Annotated in this window: 20 protein-coding genes; 8 read left to right on the forward strand and 12 right to left on the reverse strand. The window is 63.9% G+C overall.

Annotation, left to right across the window (positions count from 1 at the left end; genetic code table 11):
* Positions 1 to 62: 62 nt before the first annotated feature.
* Positions 63 to 878 (reverse strand): M48 family metallopeptidase, encoded by an 816-nt coding sequence (locus AAHK21_RS09625; RefSeq protein ID WP_046857116.1) that lies wholly within the window; start codon positions 876 to 878, stop codon positions 63 to 65.
* A gap of 152 nt (positions 879 to 1,030) precedes the next feature.
* Here AAHK21_RS09625 and AAHK21_RS09630 point away from each other — a divergent pair, with 152 nt between their 5' ends.
* Positions 1,031 to 3,172 (forward strand): methyl-accepting chemotaxis protein, encoded by a 2,142-nt coding sequence (locus AAHK21_RS09630; RefSeq protein ID WP_367857109.1) that lies wholly within the window; start codon positions 1,031 to 1,033, stop codon positions 3,170 to 3,172.
* 78 nt (positions 3,173 to 3,250) lie between these two features.
* Here AAHK21_RS09630 and AAHK21_RS09635 read toward each other — a convergent pair whose 3' ends face one another.
* From AAHK21_RS09635 to AAHK21_RS09645, 3 genes are read right to left on the reverse strand one after another with little or no spacing between them, the layout of a single operon-like run.
* Positions 3,251 to 3,871, reverse strand: a complete 621-nt coding sequence (locus AAHK21_RS09635; RefSeq protein WP_367857110.1) for an SOS response-associated peptidase — start codon at positions 3,869 to 3,871, stop codon at positions 3,251 to 3,253.
* Between the two features lie 15 nt (positions 3,872 to 3,886).
* A complete protein-coding gene (locus AAHK21_RS09640) occupies positions 3,887 to 4,147 on the reverse strand; it encodes a DUF2007 domain-containing protein (RefSeq protein WP_023630964.1) in 261 nt (86 codons plus the stop codon).
* Complete coding sequence (locus AAHK21_RS09645) at positions 4,147 to 4,329, reverse strand: CPXCG motif-containing cysteine-rich protein (protein ID WP_010225771.1); 183 nt, start codon at positions 4,327 to 4,329, stop codon at positions 4,147 to 4,149. Before AAHK21_RS09645 ends, AAHK21_RS09640 begins: the two co-directional genes overlap by 1 nt.
* Positions 4,330 to 4,454: 125 nt before the next feature.
* On the opposite strand from AAHK21_RS09645, the gene AAHK21_RS09650 reads away from it, so the two are divergent.
* Complete coding sequence (locus AAHK21_RS09650) at positions 4,455 to 5,621, forward strand: 1-acyl-sn-glycerol-3-phosphate acyltransferase (protein WP_367857111.1); 1,167 nt, start codon at positions 4,455 to 4,457, stop codon at positions 5,619 to 5,621.
* 111 nt (positions 5,622 to 5,732) lie between these two features.
* Here the strand turns inward: AAHK21_RS09650 and AAHK21_RS09655 are convergent, their stop codons facing one another.
* Positions 5,733 to 5,993 (reverse strand): hypothetical protein, encoded by a 261-nt coding sequence (locus AAHK21_RS09655; protein WP_023630962.1) that lies wholly within the window; start codon positions 5,991 to 5,993, stop codon positions 5,733 to 5,735.
* Positions 5,994 to 6,151: 158 nt separating this feature from the next.
* Between AAHK21_RS09655 and AAHK21_RS09660 the strand changes: the two genes are divergently transcribed.
* Positions 6,152 to 6,358 (forward strand): hypothetical protein, encoded by a 207-nt coding sequence (locus AAHK21_RS09660; protein WP_046857121.1) that lies wholly within the window; start codon positions 6,152 to 6,154, stop codon positions 6,356 to 6,358.
* A gap of 238 nt (positions 6,359 to 6,596) precedes the next feature.
* On the opposite strand, the gene AAHK21_RS09665 is transcribed toward AAHK21_RS09660, so the two are convergent.
* Entirely contained in the window at positions 6,597 to 7,181 is a 585-nt protein-coding gene (locus AAHK21_RS09665) for a YajG family lipoprotein (protein WP_367857112.1), read from the reverse strand.
* A gap of 143 nt (positions 7,182 to 7,324) precedes the next feature.
* Here AAHK21_RS09665 and AAHK21_RS09670 point away from each other — a divergent pair, with 143 nt between their 5' ends.
* Both AAHK21_RS09670 and mqo read left to right on the forward strand, forming a co-directional pair.
* Entirely contained in the window at positions 7,325 to 7,558 is a 234-nt protein-coding gene (locus AAHK21_RS09670; RefSeq protein WP_046857122.1) for a hypothetical protein, read from the forward strand.
* A 605-nt stretch (positions 7,559 to 8,163) separates the two neighbouring features.
* Positions 8,164 to 9,669, forward strand: coding sequence for a malate dehydrogenase (quinone) (mqo, locus tag AAHK21_RS09675; protein ID WP_367857113.1), 1,506 nt, complete (start codon positions 8,164 to 8,166; stop codon positions 9,667 to 9,669).
* Positions 9,670 to 9,745: 76 nt separating this feature from the next.
* Here mqo and AAHK21_RS09680 read toward each other — a convergent pair whose 3' ends face one another.
* The 4 genes from AAHK21_RS09680 to AAHK21_RS09695 form a co-directional block, all read right to left on the reverse strand.
* On the reverse strand, positions 9,746 to 10,036 hold the full coding sequence (locus AAHK21_RS09680; RefSeq protein WP_139668612.1) for a PA4642 family protein: 291 nt from the start codon (positions 10,034 to 10,036) through the stop codon (positions 9,746 to 9,748).
* A 70-nt stretch (positions 10,037 to 10,106) separates the two neighbouring features.
* The gene (locus tag AAHK21_RS09685) at positions 10,107 to 10,577 is read right to left on the reverse strand and encodes a hypothetical protein (protein ID WP_367857114.1); all 471 of its coding nucleotides are present in this window, start codon (positions 10,575 to 10,577) and stop codon (positions 10,107 to 10,109) included.
* 114 nt (positions 10,578 to 10,691) lie between these two features.
* Positions 10,692 to 11,165: a WbuC family cupin fold metalloprotein gene (locus AAHK21_RS09690; RefSeq protein WP_367857115.1), complete on the reverse strand. Its 474-nt coding sequence runs from the start codon at positions 11,163 to 11,165 to the stop codon at positions 10,692 to 10,694.
* A 2-nt stretch (positions 11,166 to 11,167) separates the two neighbouring features.
* Entirely contained in the window at positions 11,168 to 11,725 is a 558-nt protein-coding gene (locus AAHK21_RS09695) for a hypoxanthine-guanine phosphoribosyltransferase (RefSeq protein ID WP_023630749.1), read from the reverse strand.
* A gap of 165 nt (positions 11,726 to 11,890) precedes the next feature.
* On the opposite strand from AAHK21_RS09695, the gene upp reads away from it, so the two are divergent.
* On the forward strand, positions 11,891 to 12,529 hold the full coding sequence (gene upp, locus AAHK21_RS09700) for a uracil phosphoribosyltransferase (RefSeq protein ID WP_023630748.1): 639 nt from the start codon (positions 11,891 to 11,893) through the stop codon (positions 12,527 to 12,529).
* A gap of 2 nt (positions 12,530 to 12,531) precedes the next feature.
* Positions 12,532 to 13,806, forward strand: coding sequence for a uracil-xanthine permease family protein (locus tag AAHK21_RS09705; RefSeq protein ID WP_038707351.1), 1,275 nt, complete (start codon positions 12,532 to 12,534; stop codon positions 13,804 to 13,806).
* A gap of 52 nt (positions 13,807 to 13,858) precedes the next feature.
* Here AAHK21_RS09705 and hemH read toward each other — a convergent pair whose 3' ends face one another.
* Together hemH and AAHK21_RS09715 are read right to left on the reverse strand one after the other, a co-directional pair.
* Positions 13,859 to 14,872 carry a ferrochelatase gene (gene hemH, locus AAHK21_RS09710; protein ID WP_367857116.1) on the reverse strand — a complete coding sequence of 338 codons (1,014 nt, stop codon included), beginning with the start codon at positions 14,870 to 14,872 and terminating at the stop codon, positions 13,859 to 13,861.
* Between the two features lie 13 nt (positions 14,873 to 14,885).
* On the reverse strand, positions 14,886 to 15,791 hold the full coding sequence (locus AAHK21_RS09715; RefSeq protein ID WP_046857127.1) for a TIGR01777 family oxidoreductase: 906 nt from the start codon (positions 15,789 to 15,791) through the stop codon (positions 14,886 to 14,888).
* Positions 15,792 to 15,976: 185 nt separating this feature from the next.
* Here AAHK21_RS09715 and AAHK21_RS09720 point away from each other — a divergent pair, with 185 nt between their 5' ends.
* Positions 15,977 to 16,963: an NAD(P)/FAD-dependent oxidoreductase gene (locus AAHK21_RS09720; protein WP_367857117.1), complete on the forward strand. Its 987-nt coding sequence runs from the start codon at positions 15,977 to 15,979 to the stop codon at positions 16,961 to 16,963.
* Position 16,964 lies beyond the last annotated feature (1 nt).

Here is a 16,964-nt window from a genome sequence, read left to right on the forward strand (position 1 = left end):
CTGGGCTTTACACCTTCATCGCGGGGCAAGCCCGCTCCCACGCCTTGCATATCCCCGAAGGATTACTTCTTGGCCGCCTGATACAGCGGCATCACCTTCGGAATCGCCGCCTGCAACGAGGCGATACGGCTGCTCGAAGCCGGGTGGGTGCTCATGAACTCTGGCGGCGCGCCTTCGGACGCCTTGCTCATCTTGTTCCACAGGGTGATCGCGGCGTTCGGGTCATAGCCGGCACGGGCCGACAGTTCAAGGCCGATCAGGTCGGCTTCGTTCTCGTTGGACCGGCTGTTGGGCAGGGTCATGGCGTAGTTCACCACAGTGTCGGCCATGGCCATGCTGTCCTGGCCCAGGCCGAAGATCGCGCCGGCACCCTGGCGGGCCATCTCCACGCCGTAGGCCTTGGACATCGCTTCACGGCTGTGCTCGCGCAGGGCGTGGGCGATTTCATGGCCCACCACCGCGGCGATCTCGGCGTCGGTCAGCTGCAACTGATCGATCAGCCCGGTGTAGACAATGATCTTGCCGCCCGGGCCGCAGTTGGCGTTGAGCTCGTCGCTCTTGATCACGTTGACTTCCCAGTTCCACTGCGCGGCATCCGGCCGGAACTGTGGCGCCTGGGCGATCAGGCGCTTGGCGATGGCCTGCACGCGCTTGGCATCATTGCTGCTCTTGTCCAGCACGCCCTTGCTCGACGCCTCGCCGAGGGTCTGCTGGTAGGACTGGGCGTACATCTTGTTGACCTCATCGGTCGAAAGCATGCTGAACATGTATTGCTGGCGCTGGACGCCCACGGCACCACCACTGGTGGTATTGACCGCCTGGCAGCCGCCGAGCAGGACGCCGACCGTCAGCATGCTGACAACGAATGACTTACGCATGAAAACACTCCCTTTTTACGTGCCGCGTATCCTAGGCCCAGACGCCCGCCCCTGCCAGAGCCGCAGGTAAGATTTCTGACAAGGTCCTCATGCTTTGGTATTAGCCCGCCGATAACATTCGGTAACGACCTCCTTGCGCGCGGAGCTTTGCCATGAAGTTCAAGTCGATCCAGTTTTCCGTGGCCGCCCTGGCCGGTGCCATCGTGCTGAGCATTGTCGCGGCACTGGTGCTGTACGCCGTCTACTCCGGGCAACGCACCCAGGCCCTGGTGCAACAGCGCACCCAGCAACAGTTCGAAAACGTCATCGAGCAGCGCCTCACCGCCCTGGCGCGTACCCAGGTCAGCGAGATCCAGCGCGGCCTCGAAGCCCCGTTGTCGATCGCCCGCAGCCTGGCCACCGGCAACGCCATGCTCGGCATGCAGGGAAGCGACGGCCAAGCGCTGATGCGGGTCGACCGCGAGCACCTGATCAACCAGCTCAAGCGCACCGTGGAGGTCAACCCGAGCGTGCTCGGCGCTTACCTTGGCTGGGAGCCGAACGCCCTCGACCATGCCGATGCCCGCTATGTCGGCAGCAGCCTGGTGGGTATCGACAGCGCCAACGGCCGCTTCCTGCCCTGGTGGTTCCGCAATGGCGATGGCAGCCTTGGCCAGGACAAGCTGGCCGATGTCGACGACCGCACGGTGCTCGCCACCGGCGTGCGCGCCAGCGAGTACTACCTGTGCCCCAAGGAGTCGAAGAAGGCCTGCGTGATCGACCCCGCGCCTTATAAAGTGGGCGACAAGATGGTCATGCTGGCGTCGTTCGTCGAACCGATCATGGTCGATGGCCAGTTCCAGGGCATGGCCGGTGCCGACCTGTCGGTGAACTTCATCCAGGACCTGCTCAATGCCGCCGATCGCCAGCTGTACGACGGCGCCGGCGAGCTGGCGCTGGTTTCCAGCAACGGCCGCCTGGTGGCCTATACCCGTGACCCGGCAAAGTTCGGCGAGAAGGCCAGCGATGTGCTGGACAGCGACGAAGCCGGCACCCTCAAGAGCCTGAGCGGCGAAACCCTGCACTACGAAGTGGACGCCGGCAAGGATCGCATCGAGCTGTACCTGCCGTTCAAGGTCGCCAACACCGACGCGCGCTGGACACTGCTGCTGGAGCTACCGCTGAGCGCCGTGATGGCTGAGGTCAACCAGCTGCAGAAGGACCTGGCCGAACAGCGTCGTACCGATATCACCGGCATGACCCTCGTTGGCCTCGGCATCGCCGCCCTTGGCCTGCTGGTGATCTGGCTGCTGGCCCTGGGCATCGCCCGCCCGCTCAAGCAGATGGTGGCGATGCTCGACGACATCGCCCAGGGCGAAGGCGACCTGACCCGTCGCCTGCACAGCGACCGCGCCGACGAACTGGGTGCCATCGCCAAGGGCTTCAATACCTTCCTGGCCAAGTTGCAGGCCATGATCAGCCAGGTAGTGGGTTCGGTGCAGAAGGTCAGCGACTCGTCCGAGCACACCGCCGACATCGCCATCCGAACCAACCAGGGCGTGCACAAGCAGATGGCCGAGATCGACCAAGTGGCCACCGCCGTGCATGAAATGACCGCTACTGCCCAGGATGTGGCGCGCAACGCCACGCAAGCGGCCCAGGCCGCCAGCGCGGCCGACCGCGCCGCCAACCAGGGCCTGGAAATCGTGCGCGACACTTCCAGCGCCATCAGCGCCCTGGCCAGCGAGATCGGCCGCGCAGTCACCGTGGTCCAGGACCTGGCCCGCGACAGCGAAAACATCAATGCCATCCTCGTGGCCATCCGTGCCATTGCCGAGCAGACCAACCTGCTGGCGCTCAACGCCGCCATCGAGGCCGCCCGCGCCGGCGAGCAAGGCCGTGGCTTCGCCGTGGTCGCCGACGAGGTGCGCAACCTGGCGCAGAAGACCCAGCAGGCCACCGAAGAAATCCAGCAGATGATCCAGCAACTGCAGCAGGGCACCCGCGAAGTGGTCAAGGTGATGGAAGACAGCCAGGGCAAGACCGACGACAGCGTGCTGCAGGCCAGCCGCGCCGCCGAGGCGCTGGAAAGCATCACCCAGGCGGTGTCGGTGATCAACGACATGAACACCCAGATCGCCAGTGCCGCCGAGGAACAGAGTGCCGTGGCCGAGGACATCAACCGCAACGTGATCAACATTGGCCAGGTGGCCGGCGAAGTGGCGGGCGGTGCCGACGAGTCGAGCCAGGCCAGCGCCGAGTTGACCAAGCTGGCGGAGCAGCAGCGCCGCCTGATCAATCAATTCAGGGTCTGAGATTCAAGCCGCAAGTGTATAGCGACAAGTCAAAGCCGAGCACGAACCGCTTTGACTTGCCGCTTGCAGCTTACGCCGTCAGGCGGGGGTCAGGCACTCCGGCCCATCGAGCTTCGGGTCGTTGACGAAATGTGCCAGCGCCCGCTCACGCAGTGCCGTCGGCGGCTTGGCCAGCAGCTCGTGCAGTTTTGCCATCGGCGTGTCGGGGTCCAGCCACAGCGCCTGCTCGGCCTCGTCCAGAATCAGCGGCCGACGCTGGTTCATCGCCGCTTGCGTGACCACCGCACAACTCAGCCACTCTTGCTCCTGCACCGGGTAGACCTCCCACACCGCGGCAAAGAACAGCGACGCGCCCTCCCCCGGCGTTACCCAGTACGGGCGCTTGCGCGCCGTGCCGCGCCACTCGTAGAAACCGTTGGCGGGCATCAGGCAACGCCGCTGGCGCAGGGGCTCGCGGAACATCGGCTGCTCGGCCAGGGTTTCGGCACGGGCCTGTGCCGGTGTGCGGGAAAGGTCGGTGAGCCAGGCCGGAGTCAGCCCCCAGCGAGCGCTGGCCAGCTGCAGCTGGCCGTCGATCTGGCGCTGAATCAGTACCGAGGCGCCGGGCGCAATGTTCCATTGGGCCTTCTGGCCCGGGGGGAAGCCCGGCAGGCCGGCGAAGCTCTGGGACCAGCGAAACAGGGCGTAGCGTCCACACATGGGCGAAATCAAAACCTAGCAGATCAGGGTTCCGGGATAACTCTCCGGTTCGTCACCGGCAAGCGGCTGGGCGGCATTGTACTCATCGATCAGTTGCCGTGCGTACCCAGCCTGCTCGTCGGGCACCGCCAGACCGAGCAAGCCGTGCATCGGCAACTCACCCACGGCGCCCATCAGATCGCGCCCGACCAGGTGCACCTCGATGCCTTCGCTGGCCAGCATGCCCACCAGCACCTGGGCCTCCAGCAGGCTTTCCGGTTCATAGATTCGCCGCATCAGTCGTTCTCACCGTAGACATCCAGCATCCACTCCTCACCATGGACCTGCAGCACGAAGCGAATGGGCTTGCAGCACACCTGGCAGTCCTCGATGTACTCCTGGTCGCCGCCGGACAAGTCCACCGTGGTTTCGACTTCCTCGCCACAGTAAGGGCAATCGTAGATCGCAGTTTCCAGCATCGCGGCCTCCGGAGTGACTTGTGCGTATAATTGCCGGTCTGTTTACAGGGCCTGTGTGCGTCCGAGCCGTTTTTCGGAGCCCGTCCCTACCTAATTACCCTAGCCGTTTCCAACAAGAGAGCATGATGGGCGAATTCGATGCCATCCGACCGTACGACGACGCTGAGGTCCCTGCCGTGCTGGCACGCCTGCTCAGCGACCCGGCATTCCTCGATATCCTCACCCACTTCCGCTTTCCGCGCGCGGCGGGTGCCTTCGGCTGGCTGCTCAAACCACTGATCGCACGGCGCCTGCGCAAGGAATTTGCCGACGTGACCTGCGTGTCCACGCTGCAGGACAAGGTCGAGTACTACGTCGACCGCACCATCGACCGCGCCACCGACGGCGTCACCTACAGCGGCGTCGAACAGCTCAAGTCCGGTACCGCCTACCTGTTCCTGGCCAACCATCGCGACATCGTGATGGACCCGGCCTTCGTCAACTACGCGGTGTACCACGCGGGCCTGCCAACACCGCGCATCGCCATCGGCGACAACCTGCTGCAAAAGCCGTTCGTCAGCGACATGATGCGCCTGAACAAGAGTTTCATCGTGCACCGTTCGATCAGCGGCCGCCGCGAGAAACTGGCCGCCTATCAACTGCTCTCGGCCTACATCAACCACTCGATCCGCAACGATGGCGCGTCGATCTGGATCGCCCAGGCCGAAGGCCGCGCCAAGGACGGTGACGACCGCACCGATTCGGCAATCCTGAAAATGTTCCACATGAGCCGCAAGGACGAACCGTTCGGCGCGGTGATCCAGAGCCTGAACCTGATCCCCGTGTCGATCAGCTACGAGTACGACCCCTGCGACCAGGCCAAGGCCCGCGAGCTGTACATCCGCGCCACCACCGGCACCTACAAGAAGGCACCCGGCGAGGACGACAACAGCATTGCCCAGGGCATCACCGGCTACAAAGGGCGGGTACACATCAACTTCGCCCCCCCGGTGACCGAGTACCACGAGGACACCAAGCAGCTGGCCCAGGCCATCGACCGGCAGATCCTCGGCGGCTACCGGCTGTTCCCGGTGCATTACCTGGCCTATGCGATGTGGGCGGAGAAGGATGCGGCACTCGAAGTGCCGAGCGCGGAAAAGCTGTTCCCCGCCGATGAACTGGCCAAGGCCAAGGAAGAATGGCAGCGCCGGCTGGATGCCTGCCCGGTCGAGCAGCAGCCGTACCTGGTGCAGCAGTACGCGACGCCGGTGCGCAATCAGTATCAGGTGAAGCGTCAGCCCACTTCAGCCTGACAACACACTTGTAGGAGCGGCTTTAGCCGCGATCACCCGCAAAGCGGGTGCCAGGCACCGCGTTGCCTGGATCGCGGCTGAAGCCGCTCCTACAGGGTCGACATCAGCGATTCAGATCCAGGTACTGAACCAGGACAGCAGCAACGCCATCGCCAGGCAGCAGAAACCGAGGATGTAGTAATAGCGCGGCACCCGCTGCTCGAGCACGTCCACCACCCCTTCATCCATCGCCAGGCTTTCCCTCGCAAGCGCCTCGCGGCGCCGGGCGCCGTGCAGCAGCAACCCGCCGGGGCAGGTGATCAGCAAAGCCAGCAGATTGATCAGCTTGGCCGGATGGGCGGCCAGGAAGCCCCAGAGCACTTGCAACGACATTACGCGACCTCGGTATCACGTGTGGCAAAGCCCGGCATTCTACCCAAGCCCACTTCAACCACCGCCACTTTGCGACCAGCTGTCATCTAATTTCACCTGTCACACGCTCGTCATCAAGACAGGCCACCCTGTCGGCCTTCAACTGACCGGAGCTTGTCATGCTGCACGCCGAAAACCAGGACCGCCTCTACCTCGTGGCCCAGAGCGACGAACAACAGGCGCTGATCGACGGCTTCGCGATCAACGTCCAGGACCGTCAGTGGCTGGTGTATTGCGCCCTGGGCGGGCATGCCCACGACGACCTGCCGGAGATCGACCCGCACACTGGCATCAGCCTGCTGGACTTTCACGTCCAGGCCGCCTGATCGGTCCTAGTGTGGTGTTTTGCAAATACGACCAATAACTCGCGGTGATTTTTGCGCTCAGGCAAGGCGTCGCGACGAGTCGTAGCCCAGCTACGGCGAGGAGCGACAACGCCGCATGAGCGCAAAAAGCACCGCGAGTTATGGTCGTTATTTGTGAAACACCACACTAGATACAGCCATGAAAAAGCCCGCTGCCTGTTTCGCAGGCAGCGGGCTTTTTTACGCGGTATCGGCGTACTTACTCGCCCAGTACCTGACCGATGGTCGGGTCCTTGAACAGGCGGGTCAGGGCATCGCTGAGCACGTCGCTCACCAGCTTGGTGTTGGTTTCCTGGTTCGGCGCCATACCGAAGCGCTGGTCCAGCGACGCACCGTAACGGCCGCTGTAGCGACGGTTGGCGTTCGACACATCAGCGCGGAAGGTGGCACCGATGGTCGCCTCGGTCACGTACATCTTGTCCTTGGGCGACTGGTACTTGAGCTCGGCCAGGGTCACGGTCAACTGCGGGGCATTGCCGGCATTCGGCGTCGGGGTGAAGCCCAGCAGGCGCACCGCCGCCTCGGCCTGGGCCTGCAGCTTGGGCACCACGTCATTGCCATTGACGGTGATGGTGCTGGTCTCGGGGTACATGCCACCACGGGTGCCGAGCGACTGCGAGGCACGCCCGTCGACGACCCTGACTACCACCGGCTGGCCGTGGCCGACCGGGGCCAACTGCTGGGTGAGCTTGGGTTGCGGGCTGAGTTGTTGCGGGCTGTGGGCACAACCGGCCAGGCTCAGGCTGGCCACCGCGAACAAACCGACCAACAGACGTTGCAACATGCGCATTTCTCCAGAAAAAGCGGCAAAGGCCCACAGTATACCTAGCGCGCCACACGCCAGCCATCGCCCGGCCCGCTTGTCACAATCGTTTCATGCCCCTGCGTTTATCCTTGCGTCAGCCCTCACTCACAGGACACCACGTCATGGCCTCGCTCTGGACCCTGCTCTTCCACCGCCCGCGCCACGCCACCTACGCCCGCCTCGACAGCGATGGCACCTGCCTGGCCTTCAAGCACTGCGCCACACCACCGGGCAACGGCACCTGGGTGCAGGTCAGCGAAGCGCGACTGGCCTGGCTGGGCCGCCCGCTACCGGCCAGCGCCCGGGTTTGCGACGGTGCAACGCGCCGTTGGCAGCAACGCACCCTCGCAGCCTGACAAACGCTGCAATAAAAACCCAACAAGTACGCCCTTTCCGCCCGCGACATCGTTATAATCTCCCCCCGATTATAAGGACGTCTCCTGATCGGGCCCCGCATTCGCCGCTTCAACCCGGCACCCTCGACGCTTCGCCCACAGAGAGCCTTCCACTCAGGTCTTGCATTGGCTGTCGTGCCTGCTGTTTCCGGCCGTCCGCTGCGCATGAACCTGCGGGTTGCCATCGCGCAGTCCACTTTTGAGGTTCACGACTCCAAAAGAGCGTGAAAAAACGGTTTTTCACAACTTCACGAGAGTGTGGCGAGCAAATGAACAGTCTGGCATGTGCAAGAGCGGCAGATGTGTACCGAACAGCCCTGAACAGACGGCAAAAGCGCTCATCCCTGATGAACGCCTGAGGCCGGTCCATAACGCACGACGGACCACTTGACCATAAGTCGAATTGCCGCACCCGTGGCAATGGGCGTTCAATAGCCGAACACCCAAGACTGATTGGCGGTGTCCGCGGAAGTTGCAAGAACTGCGAAGAGTCGGACATGGCGATCCTGGCCAACCCAGGGATCCTATGCTGTCAATTAGGTGCTGTAGATTGTGGAGACGCGTTAATGGCGCAGAACGAATCGGTTGATGTGGTACTGGTAGGCGCGGGCATCATGAGTGCCACCCTGGCCGTACTGCTCAAGGAGCTCGACCCGACCCTGAAGCTCGAGGTCGTCGAGGCGATGGACTCCGGAGCCGCGGAGAGTTCCAACCCCTGGAACAACGCCGGTACCGGCCATGCCGGCCTGTGCGAGCTCAATTACACCCCACAGGCCGCCGATGGCAGCATCGACATCAAGAAGGCCGTGCACATCAACACCCAGTTCGAGGTTTCGCGCCAGTTCTGGGCCTACCTGAGCCGCAAAGGCAACTTCGGCTCGCCGCGCGCCTTCATCAACCCGGTGCCGCACCTGAGCTACGTCGAAGGTGACAAGGGCGTCTCGTTCCTCAAGAAGCGTTTCGAGCTGCTCAAGCAGCACCACGCCTTCGCCGAGATGGAATACACCGAAGACAAGGCGGTGATGAAGGACTGGATGCCGCTGATGATGCCAGGCCGCCCGGCCGACCAGCACATCGCCGCCACCCGCGTGATGAAAGGTACCGACGTCAACTTCGGCGCCCTCACCAACAAGCTCCTCAAGCTGCTTGGCGACTCGCCGGATGCCCAGGTCAAGTACAGCAAGAAGGTCGTTGGTCTGCGCCGCAACGGCAGCGGCTGGACCGTGAGCATCAAGGACGTCAACAGCGGCGGCAGCCGTGAAGTGGACGCCAGCTTCGTCTTCCTCGGTGCCGGTGGCGCCGCCCTGCCGCTACTGCAGGTGTCCGGCATCCCGGAAAGCAAGGGCTTCGGCGGCTTCCCGGTCAGCGGCCAGTGGCTGCGTTGCGACAATCCGGAGATCGTCAAGCAGCACCAGGCCAAGGTCTACAGCCAGGCCGCGGTCGGCGCCCCGCCGATGTCGGTGCCGCACCTGGACACCCGCGTGGTCGACGGCAAGAAATCGCTGCTGTTCGGGCCATACGCCGGCTTCACTACCAAGTTCCTCAAGCACGGCTCGTTCATGGACCTGCCACTGTCGGTGCGCATGGGCAACATCGGCCCGATGCTGGCCGTGGCCCGTGACAACATGGACCTGACCAAGTACCTGGTCAGCGAAGTGATGCAGTCGATGGAGCAGCGCCTGGAATCGCTGCGCCGCTTCTACCCGGAGGCGAAAGCCGAGGACTGGCGCCTGGAAGTGGCCGGCCAGCGGGTGCAGATCATCAAGAAGGATCCGAAGAAAGGCGGCATCCTGCAGTTCGGCACCGAGCTGGTCTCTGCCGAGGACGGCAGCCTGGCTGCCCTGCTGGGCGCATCGCCGGGCGCTTCGGTGACCGTGTCGATCATGCTCGAGCTGATCGAGCGCTGCTTCCCAGAGCAGGCCAAGGGCGCCTGGGCCGCCAAGCTCAAGGAAATCTTCCCCGCCCGTGAGAAGACCCTGGCCGCCGACGCAGCCCTTTACCACAAGATCAGCGCTGAAAACGATGTGGCGCTGGAGCTGGTGGAAAGCAGCCCGGCCAAGCATTACGCCTGATCCGGCTGAAACGAAAAAACGCCCCTCGGGGCGTTTTTTTGTGCCTGGGCCGAGCCCGCAAAGCGGGCCAGCCAGATCAGCCGCGGGCGTTGTCGATGATCTCGATGTACTCCGGCGCATTGCGCTGGTCGGCGATCGCCTCGGCGAAGGTCTTGCCATGTTCGTCCTTGCCGTCCAGATCGTAGCCGGCCGCCACGAAGAAGCCGACGTAACGCTCGAAGTCGTCGACGCGCAGACCACGGTAACCTTTGATCAGCTTGTGATGCGAAGGCGAGGTCAGGCCGTCGGCCGGCTCGAATTGCAGGAACGTCTTGATGTACTCGTCACTGATCTCGTCACCAATCACTTGTTTCTTGTCTTTACGCATCGCCGACTCCAACTGGACCATCACGGACATTTTCGAAGGCCGGCAGTTTACCCCCCGGCGACGGCGAGCCTCAACGCGTACGTACGGTGCCGGTGTGCAGGTCGGCCCAGATATGGCCGTTGGCATAGGTGAGGAACTGTACGTAGAGCGTCTCGTTACGCAGCAGGTCGATGATCACCCGGTAGTCGGCCAACGGATAGTTGAGCGTCAGCGTGCGGGTCTTGTCGTCGTACACCGGTTTCTTCAGGCTCTTGCCGCCCTCGCCGTCGAAATTGAGCAGGACCTGGCCGATGGTCGAGCCCTTGCTCAGCGGCTTGCCCTTCAGGCGCACCTGCAAGGAAGAGGTGATCGGGATCGGCTGCTGGTCGGACTGGCGCTGGGTGCCGACCACCACGCTGTAGTCGGTGACCTGCAGCAGTTGCTGGCTGGTCGGTGCTTCCTGGCGCAGTGAGAGGTCGTCGGGCGGGAGGAACTGGCTGTGCAGCGGCGCGGCGGCAAGCGGCAGGCTCACCGCCAGCAGGAGGGGGACGATCGCACGCATGTGGGGCTCCTTGGCATGAGCAGGCACTCTACGCACAGGCCCTGGTGCGGGGCAAGTCGGGTCGCCGCATCGCCGCTCCCACGATAAGGGAGCGGGCTCACGGTCGGTGCAAGCTCAATCGAACTGCGCGCGCATCCAGGCGTGATAATCGGCGACGCCCGCTTCGCCATCGCGAGGCGCCCATTCAGCCAGTTCACCCTCGCCCACCGGACGATACGGCCCTGCCTTGCATTCGAACATGATGCTGTCGTCCTCCAGCACGACAAGGCCATGGAATACGCCCGGCACCAGATCGACGCCCAGGCACTCCCCTCCCGCCTCTAGTACACGCTTGCCAATCACCGCGCCCTGGTCATCGAAAATCAGCAAGCCCAGACGCCCTTTCAGCACGATCAACGTCTCGGCCTTGTCGTCGCTCAAGTGGCGATGGGGCTGGATATAGGTGCGCGGCTGCAGGCCAACGGCCATGCGGTGGCACGGCTCCTCCATCGCATGGAAGTTATGGTTCTGCCGTCCACGTGGGCTGGAGATGGCTTGTTGCGCCAGCCCGACGAACAACGACTGATCGAGGAACGCAGGCTGGCGCATGCTCACATCCCCTTGACGGCGAAGAGGCCGTTGGCGTTGCGCCAGTAACCCTTGTAGTCCATGCCGTAGCCGAAGACGTAGCGATCGACGCACGACAAGCCGGTGTAGGTGGCCTTCAGGTCCGGGCTGGCCTTGCGGTCGTGGTCCTTGTCGATCAGCACTGCGGTGTGCACGGCGCGGGCGCCAGCGTGCTTGCAGAACTCGATGATGGCGCTGAGGGTGTGCCCTTCGTCGAGGATATCGTCGACGATCAGCACGTCGCGGTCGATGAACGACACTTCCGGCTTGGCCTTCCAGAACAGCTCGCCACCGCTGGTGGTGTTGCGATAACGGGTGGCGTGCAGGTACGAGGCTTCGAGCGGGAACTGCAGGTGGGTCAGCAGCTTGCCGGAGAAGATCAGGCCACCGTTCATCACGCAGAAGACCACCGGGTTCTTGTCGTGCAGGTCCTTGCAGATCTGTTTGCCGACCTCGGCGATGGCGGCCTCGACCTCGGCTTCGTTGTACAGGCAATCAGCCTCGCGCATCACTTGACGGATATGCTCGAGATCGGCGGACATGGCGCTCTCCAGGGGGTGCGTTTTGGAAAAGCGGGCAAAGGTACGCATCCGCTCGTCCCAGATCAAGCCTTTATGGACTAACGTGCACAATGACTGCACGACATCAAGGACTGAATAGATTAATCTAGCGCGGTTTTTTTGCCCGCCTCCCGGAGCCCTCCCCCTATGCCTACTCGTGAGATCCGCCATCCGCTGATCCGCCACAAGCTCGGCCTGATGCGCCGTGCCGATATCAGCACCAAGAATTTTCGCGAACTCGCCCAGGAAGTCGGTGCACTGCTGACCTATGAAGCCACCCAGGACCTGCCGCTCGAAACCTACGAGATCGACGGCTGGTGCGGCAAGGTGCAAGTCGAGAAAATCGCCGGCAAGAAGATCACCGTAGTGCCGATCCTGCGCGCCGGCATCGGCATGCTCGACGGCGTGCTCAGCCTGATCCCCGGCGCCAAGGTCAGCGCCGTGGGCGTGGCCCGCAACGAAGAAACCCTCGAGGCCCATACCTACCTCGAAAAGCTCGCGCCGGACATCAACCAGCGCCTGGCCCTGATCATCGACCCGATGCTGGCCACCGGCAACTCGATGGTCGCCACTATCGACCTGCTGAAAAAAGCCGGCTGCAAGGAAATCCGCGCCATGGTTCTGGTCGCGGCGCCCGAAGGCATCGAAGTGGTGGAAAAAGCCCACCCGGACGTGCAGATCTACACCGCCTCGATCGACCAGCGCCTCAACGAGCACGGCTACATCGTGCCGGGCCTGGGTGATGCCGGTGACAAGATCTTCGGCACCAAGCAGAAGGACGCCTGACCATGCAGGACGGCTTCAACGACCCGCTCTGGCGCCAGGTCGTTTCGGGCGCGCAGATGCTCTTCGTGGCATTCGGCGCGCTGGTGCTGATGCCGCTGATCACCGGCCTCGACCCCAACGTGGCGCTGTTCACCGCCGGCATCGGCACCCTGCTGTTCCAACTGGTCACGGGCCGTCAGGTCCCGGTGTTCCTGGCTTCGAGCTTCGCCTTCATCACCCCGATCATCCTCGCCAAGGGCCAGTTCGGCCTGGCCGAGACCATGGGCGGCGTCATGGCGGCAGGCTTCGTGTACACCTTCATGGGCCTGATGGTGAAGATCAAGGGCACCGGCTTCATCGACCGCATGCTGCCGCCGGTGGTCATCGGCCCGGTGATCATTTCCATCGGCTTGGCCATGGCGCCGATTGCCGCCAACATGGCGATGGGCAAGGGTGGTGACGGTGCTGCGCTGATGCCGTACAAGACCGCCATGCTGATCTCCATGCCGGCACTGCTGACCACGCTGATCGTGGCAGTGTTCGGCAAAGGCATATTCCGCCTGGTACCGATCATCTCCGGCGTGCTGGTGGGCTTCGCTCTGTCGTTCGCCTTCGGCGTGGTCGACACTGCCAAGATCGCCGCGGCCCCATGGCTGGAACTGCCCAACTTCACCGCGCCAGCCTTCAACTGGCAGGCCATTCTGTTCATCGTGCCCGTGGCCCTGGCCCCGGCGATCGAACACATCGGCGGGGTGATTGCGGTGGGCAGCGTGACCGGCCGCGACTACCTGAAAAAACCCGGCCTGCACCGCACGCTGCTGGGTGACGGCCTGGCCACCACGGCAGCCGGCCTGTTCGGCGGCCCGCCCAACACCACCTACGCCGAAGTGACCGGCGCGGTGATGCTGACCAAGAACTACAACCCGAAGATCATGACCTGGGCGGCGGTATTCGCCATCACCCTGGCCTTCATCGGCAAGTTCGGCGCATTGCTGCAGAGCATTCCGGTGCCGGTGATGGGTGGCATTCTCTGCCTGTTGTTCGGCTCGATCGCCGCGGTGGGCATGAACACCATGATCCGCCACAAGATCGACCTGGCCGAAGCCCGCAACCTGGTGATCGTCTCGGTGACCCTGGTATTCGGTATCGGCGGCGTGCTGATCGGCAGCGGTGACGGCCCGGACGACTGGGGCCTGAAGGGCATCGCCCTGTGCGCCGTGGTGGCCATTGCCCTGAACCTGATCCTGCCGGGCAATGATGGCTGGAAGAACAAGAAGCTGGATGATCAGTTGCCCTGATCGGGCTGCTGCGTTCGTGGGAGCGGGCTAACCTGCTCCCACGAATACTTGGTCAGGCCTTCTCGCACATCCCCGCCAACACCCTCACCCACTCCGGGTGGTCATTCAGGCACGGCACCAGCACCAGCTCCTTGCCACCGGCCTCGACGAACTGCTCACTGCCGCGCATGCCGATCTCTTCCAGTGTCTCGATGCAGTCGGCGACAAACGCCGGACACATCACCAGCAACTTCTTCACTCCCGCCTTGCCCAGTTCATCCAGACGCGTTTCGGTGTAAGGCTCGATCCACTTGGCCCGCCCCAGACGCGACTGGAACGATACTGACCACTTGCCGTCCGGGATGCCCATCTTCGCAGCGAACGCCCTGGCCGTGGCCAGGCATTGGCCGCGATAACACACCGCGCGCATCTCGGCGCTGGCGTCCTTGCAGCAGTCGGCAGCCTGGAAGTCATGGTTGCCGGTGGGGTCGAGCTTTTTCAGGTGCCGCTCGGGCAAACCGTGGAAGCTAAGCAGCAGGTGATCGTAGTCCTGCTCCAGGTACGGGCGGGCACTGGCGGCCAATGCCTCGATATAGTCGGGATGCTCGTAGAACGGCTGGAGCACGCGGGTCTGCAAGGGCAGCCGGCGCTCGGCGATGGTCTGCTTCGCCAGCTCCACCACCGTGGTCACGGTACTGTCGGCGAACTGTGGATAAAGCGGTGCCAACGTCACCTTGCGCACACCTTGTGCGGCCAGGCGCTCGAGCACGTCAGGCAGTGCCGGCTCGCCATAGCGCATGGCGATCTCCACCGGGCCATGGGGCCAATGCTCGAGCATCGCCTGGCGCAGGCGGCGGGTCAGCACCACCAAGGGCGAACCTTCATCCCACCAGATCGACCCGTAGGCATGGGCCGACTGCTCCGGCCGCTTGATCAGGATCAGCGACACCAGCAATCGCCGCACCGGCCAGGGCAGATCGATCACGTACGGGTCCATCAGGAACTGGTTGAGGTAACGGCGCACGTCGGCCACCGAGGTGGAAGCCGGCGAACCCAGGTTGACCAGCAGCAGGGCATGATCGGTCATGCAGCGTCCTATGTCAGAGGCGGCTGGACAGGTTGTCCAACGCCGATTGCAGATCGTTGAAACGGAACGTGAAGCCCGCCGCCAGCAGGCGTACAGGGCGGGCGCGCTGGCCACCGAGCAGTAGCGTCGACAGCTCGCCGAGCCCGGCCTTGAGCAGCAGCGCCGGCATCGGCATGAACGCCGGACGATGCAAGGTACGCCCCAGGCGCTTGGCGAACTCGCGATTGCGCACCGGCTCCGGCGCGCAGGCATTATAGGGACCGCTGGCTTCCTTGTGCTGCATGAGGAAATCAATCAAGGCGATTTGATCATCGATATGCACCCAGGGCATCCACTGCCGGCCATCGCCCAGAGGCCCGCCCAGGCCCAGTTTGTAGGGCAGGCGCAGGCGCGACAAAAAGCCGCCATCGGCTGCCAGCACCAGGCCGGTGCGCACCAGCACCACGCGGATCCCCAATGCCTGGGCACGCAGGGCAGTCTCCTCCCAGGCGATGCACAGCTGGCTGGCGAAGTCCTCCTTCACCGGGGCCGAGCTCTCCGTGAGCTCGCGCTCACCGCCGTCGCCGTACCAGCCTACCGCAGAGCCGGAGATCAGCACCGGCGGGCGCTGTTCGCGGCGCTCCAACCAGGCCAGCAACTGCTCGGTGAGCGCCACCCGGCTGGCCCAGAGCAGAGTGCGCCGCGCCGCAGTCCAGGGCCGATCGGCGATGGGCGCTCCGGCCAGGTTGATGACCGCATCCACTGGGTCGTCCTCGGCGATATCGTCCAGCCGCGCAACGCCACGCACTCCAGTGCCACAGATTTTCGCCACCTGTTCCGGCCTGCGGCTCCAGACCGTCAGCCGATGGCCCTCGCCTAGCCACCGTTGGCACAGGTGTTGGCCGATAAGGCCGGTACCGCCGGTCAGCAATATATGCATGGCTGTGTCCTCACACTTGGCGGCCGTGGTCTATTTTTAAGATCAAGGCACTTTTTTGACCGATCGCTCTCGGATAAACATAGGCCACCTGCCTATCGAGCGGAATAACCTTATACAAACATTGTGCATTGTACAGGTTTGCCTGGCAGCGTACGCTGCGTAAAGCTAGGTTCGAAGAGGCCATCATGACAGTACCCATCGCCATCATCGGAGCCGGTATCGCCGGCCTGTCCGCAGCCCAGGCCCTGCAGAAGGCCGGGCAGACCGTCCACCTGTTCGACAAGGGCCATGGCAGCGGTGGCCGCATGGCCAGCAAGCGCAGCGAGGCCGGGGCCCTCGACCTGGGCGCGCAGTACTTCACAGCCCGTGACCGGCGCTTCGTCGAACAGGTCCAGCACTGGGTCGCCTCGGGCTGGGCCGAGCAGTGGAAACCGCAGCTTTACAACTATCGCGATGGCGAACTGACGCCCTCCCCAGACGAACAGCTCCGTTGGGTCGGCGTGCCGCGCATGAGTGCCATCACCCGTGGCCTGCTCAAGGATGTCACGGTCAACTTCGGCTGCCGCATCGCCGAGGTATTCCGCGGCAAGCAGTACTGGCACCTGCAGGACACCGAAGGCTGCAGCCATGGGCCGTTCAGCCGCGTGGTGATCGCCGTGCCGGCCCCTCAGGCCACACCGCTGCTGGCGGCCGCGCCGAAACTCGCGGCGGTTGCCGCCGGGGTACAGATGGAGCCGACCTGGGCCATCGCCCTGGGCTTCGAGGCACCACTCGACACCCCGATGCAGGGCTGCTTCGTCCAGGACAACCCGCTCGACTGGCTGGCGCGCAACCGCAGCAAGCCAGGCCGTGACGAGCAACTCGACACCTGGGTGCTGCATGCCACCTCCAGCTGGAGCAGGCAGCATATCGACCTGGCCAAGGAGGAAGTGATCGAGCAACTGCGGGGTGAGTTCGCCGAACTGGTCGGGTGCGTGGTACCCGCGCCAACCTTTGCCCTCGCCCACCGCTGGCTCTACGCTCGCCCCTCCAGCAACCATGAATGGGGCACGCTGGCCGATGCCGACCTGGGCTTGTACGCCTGTGGCGACTGGTGCCTGTCCGGGCGCGTCGAGGGTGCCTGGCTCAGCGGACAGGAAGCCGCCAGGCGCTTGCTGGAGCATCTGGATTAGT

The organism is Pseudomonas sp. TE50-2 (genome assembly GCF_040813665.1).
Lineage (GTDB): Bacteria > Pseudomonadota > Gammaproteobacteria > Pseudomonadales > Pseudomonadaceae > Aquipseudomonas > Aquipseudomonas soli.

Coding starts and splice junctions, on each gene's coding strand:
- AAHK21_RS09670 (WP_046857122.1), top strand. CDS start 7,325: ATGGCCTCGCTCTGGACCCTGCTCTTCCACCGCCCGCGCCACGCCACC.
- mqo (WP_367857113.1), top strand. CDS start 8,164: ATGGCGCAGAACGAATCGGTTGATGTGGTACTGGTAGGCGCGGGCATC.
- AAHK21_RS09715 (WP_046857127.1), bottom strand. CDS start 15,791: ATGCATATATTGCTGACCGGCGGTACCGGCCTTATCGGCCAACACCTG.
- AAHK21_RS09690 (WP_367857115.1), bottom strand. CDS start 11,165: ATGCGCCAGCCTGCGTTCCTCGATCAGTCGTTGTTCGTCGGGCTGGCG.
- AAHK21_RS09665 (WP_367857112.1), bottom strand. CDS start 7,181: ATGTTGCAACGTCTGTTGGTCGGTTTGTTCGCGGTGGCCAGCCTGAGC.
- AAHK21_RS09695 (WP_023630749.1), bottom strand. CDS start 11,725: ATGTCCGCCGATCTCGAGCATATCCGTCAAGTGATGCGCGAGGCTGAT.
- AAHK21_RS09720 (WP_367857117.1), top strand. CDS start 15,977: ATGACAGTACCCATCGCCATCATCGGAGCCGGTATCGCCGGCCTGTCC.
- AAHK21_RS09660 (WP_046857121.1), top strand. CDS start 6,152: ATGCTGCACGCCGAAAACCAGGACCGCCTCTACCTCGTGGCCCAGAGC.
- AAHK21_RS09630 (WP_367857109.1), top strand. CDS start 1,031: ATGAAGTTCAAGTCGATCCAGTTTTCCGTGGCCGCCCTGGCCGGTGCC.
- upp (WP_023630748.1), top strand. CDS start 11,891: ATGCCTACTCGTGAGATCCGCCATCCGCTGATCCGCCACAAGCTCGGC.
- hemH (WP_367857116.1), bottom strand. CDS start 14,872: ATGACCGATCATGCCCTGCTGCTGGTCAACCTGGGTTCGCCGGCTTCC.
- AAHK21_RS09655 (WP_023630962.1), bottom strand. CDS start 5,993: ATGTCGTTGCAAGTGCTCTGGGGCTTCCTGGCCGCCCATCCGGCCAAG.
- AAHK21_RS09685 (WP_367857114.1), bottom strand. CDS start 10,577: ATGCGTGCGATCGTCCCCCTCCTGCTGGCGGTGAGCCTGCCGCTTGCC.
- AAHK21_RS09705 (WP_038707351.1), top strand. CDS start 12,532: ATGCAGGACGGCTTCAACGACCCGCTCTGGCGCCAGGTCGTTTCGGGC.
- AAHK21_RS09640 (WP_023630964.1), bottom strand. CDS start 4,147: ATGCGGCGAATCTATGAACCGGAAAGCCTGCTGGAGGCCCAGGTGCTG.
- AAHK21_RS09645 (WP_010225771.1), bottom strand. CDS start 4,329: ATGCTGGAAACTGCGATCTACGATTGCCCTTACTGTGGCGAGGAAGTC.
- AAHK21_RS09650 (WP_367857111.1), top strand. CDS start 4,455: ATGGGCGAATTCGATGCCATCCGACCGTACGACGACGCTGAGGTCCCT.
- AAHK21_RS09625 (WP_046857116.1), bottom strand. CDS start 878: ATGCGTAAGTCATTCGTTGTCAGCATGCTGACGGTCGGCGTCCTGCTC.
- AAHK21_RS09680 (WP_139668612.1), bottom strand. CDS start 10,036: ATGCGTAAAGACAAGAAACAAGTGATTGGTGACGAGATCAGTGACGAG.
- AAHK21_RS09635 (WP_367857110.1), bottom strand. CDS start 3,871: ATGTGTGGACGCTACGCCCTGTTTCGCTGGTCCCAGAGCTTCGCCGGC.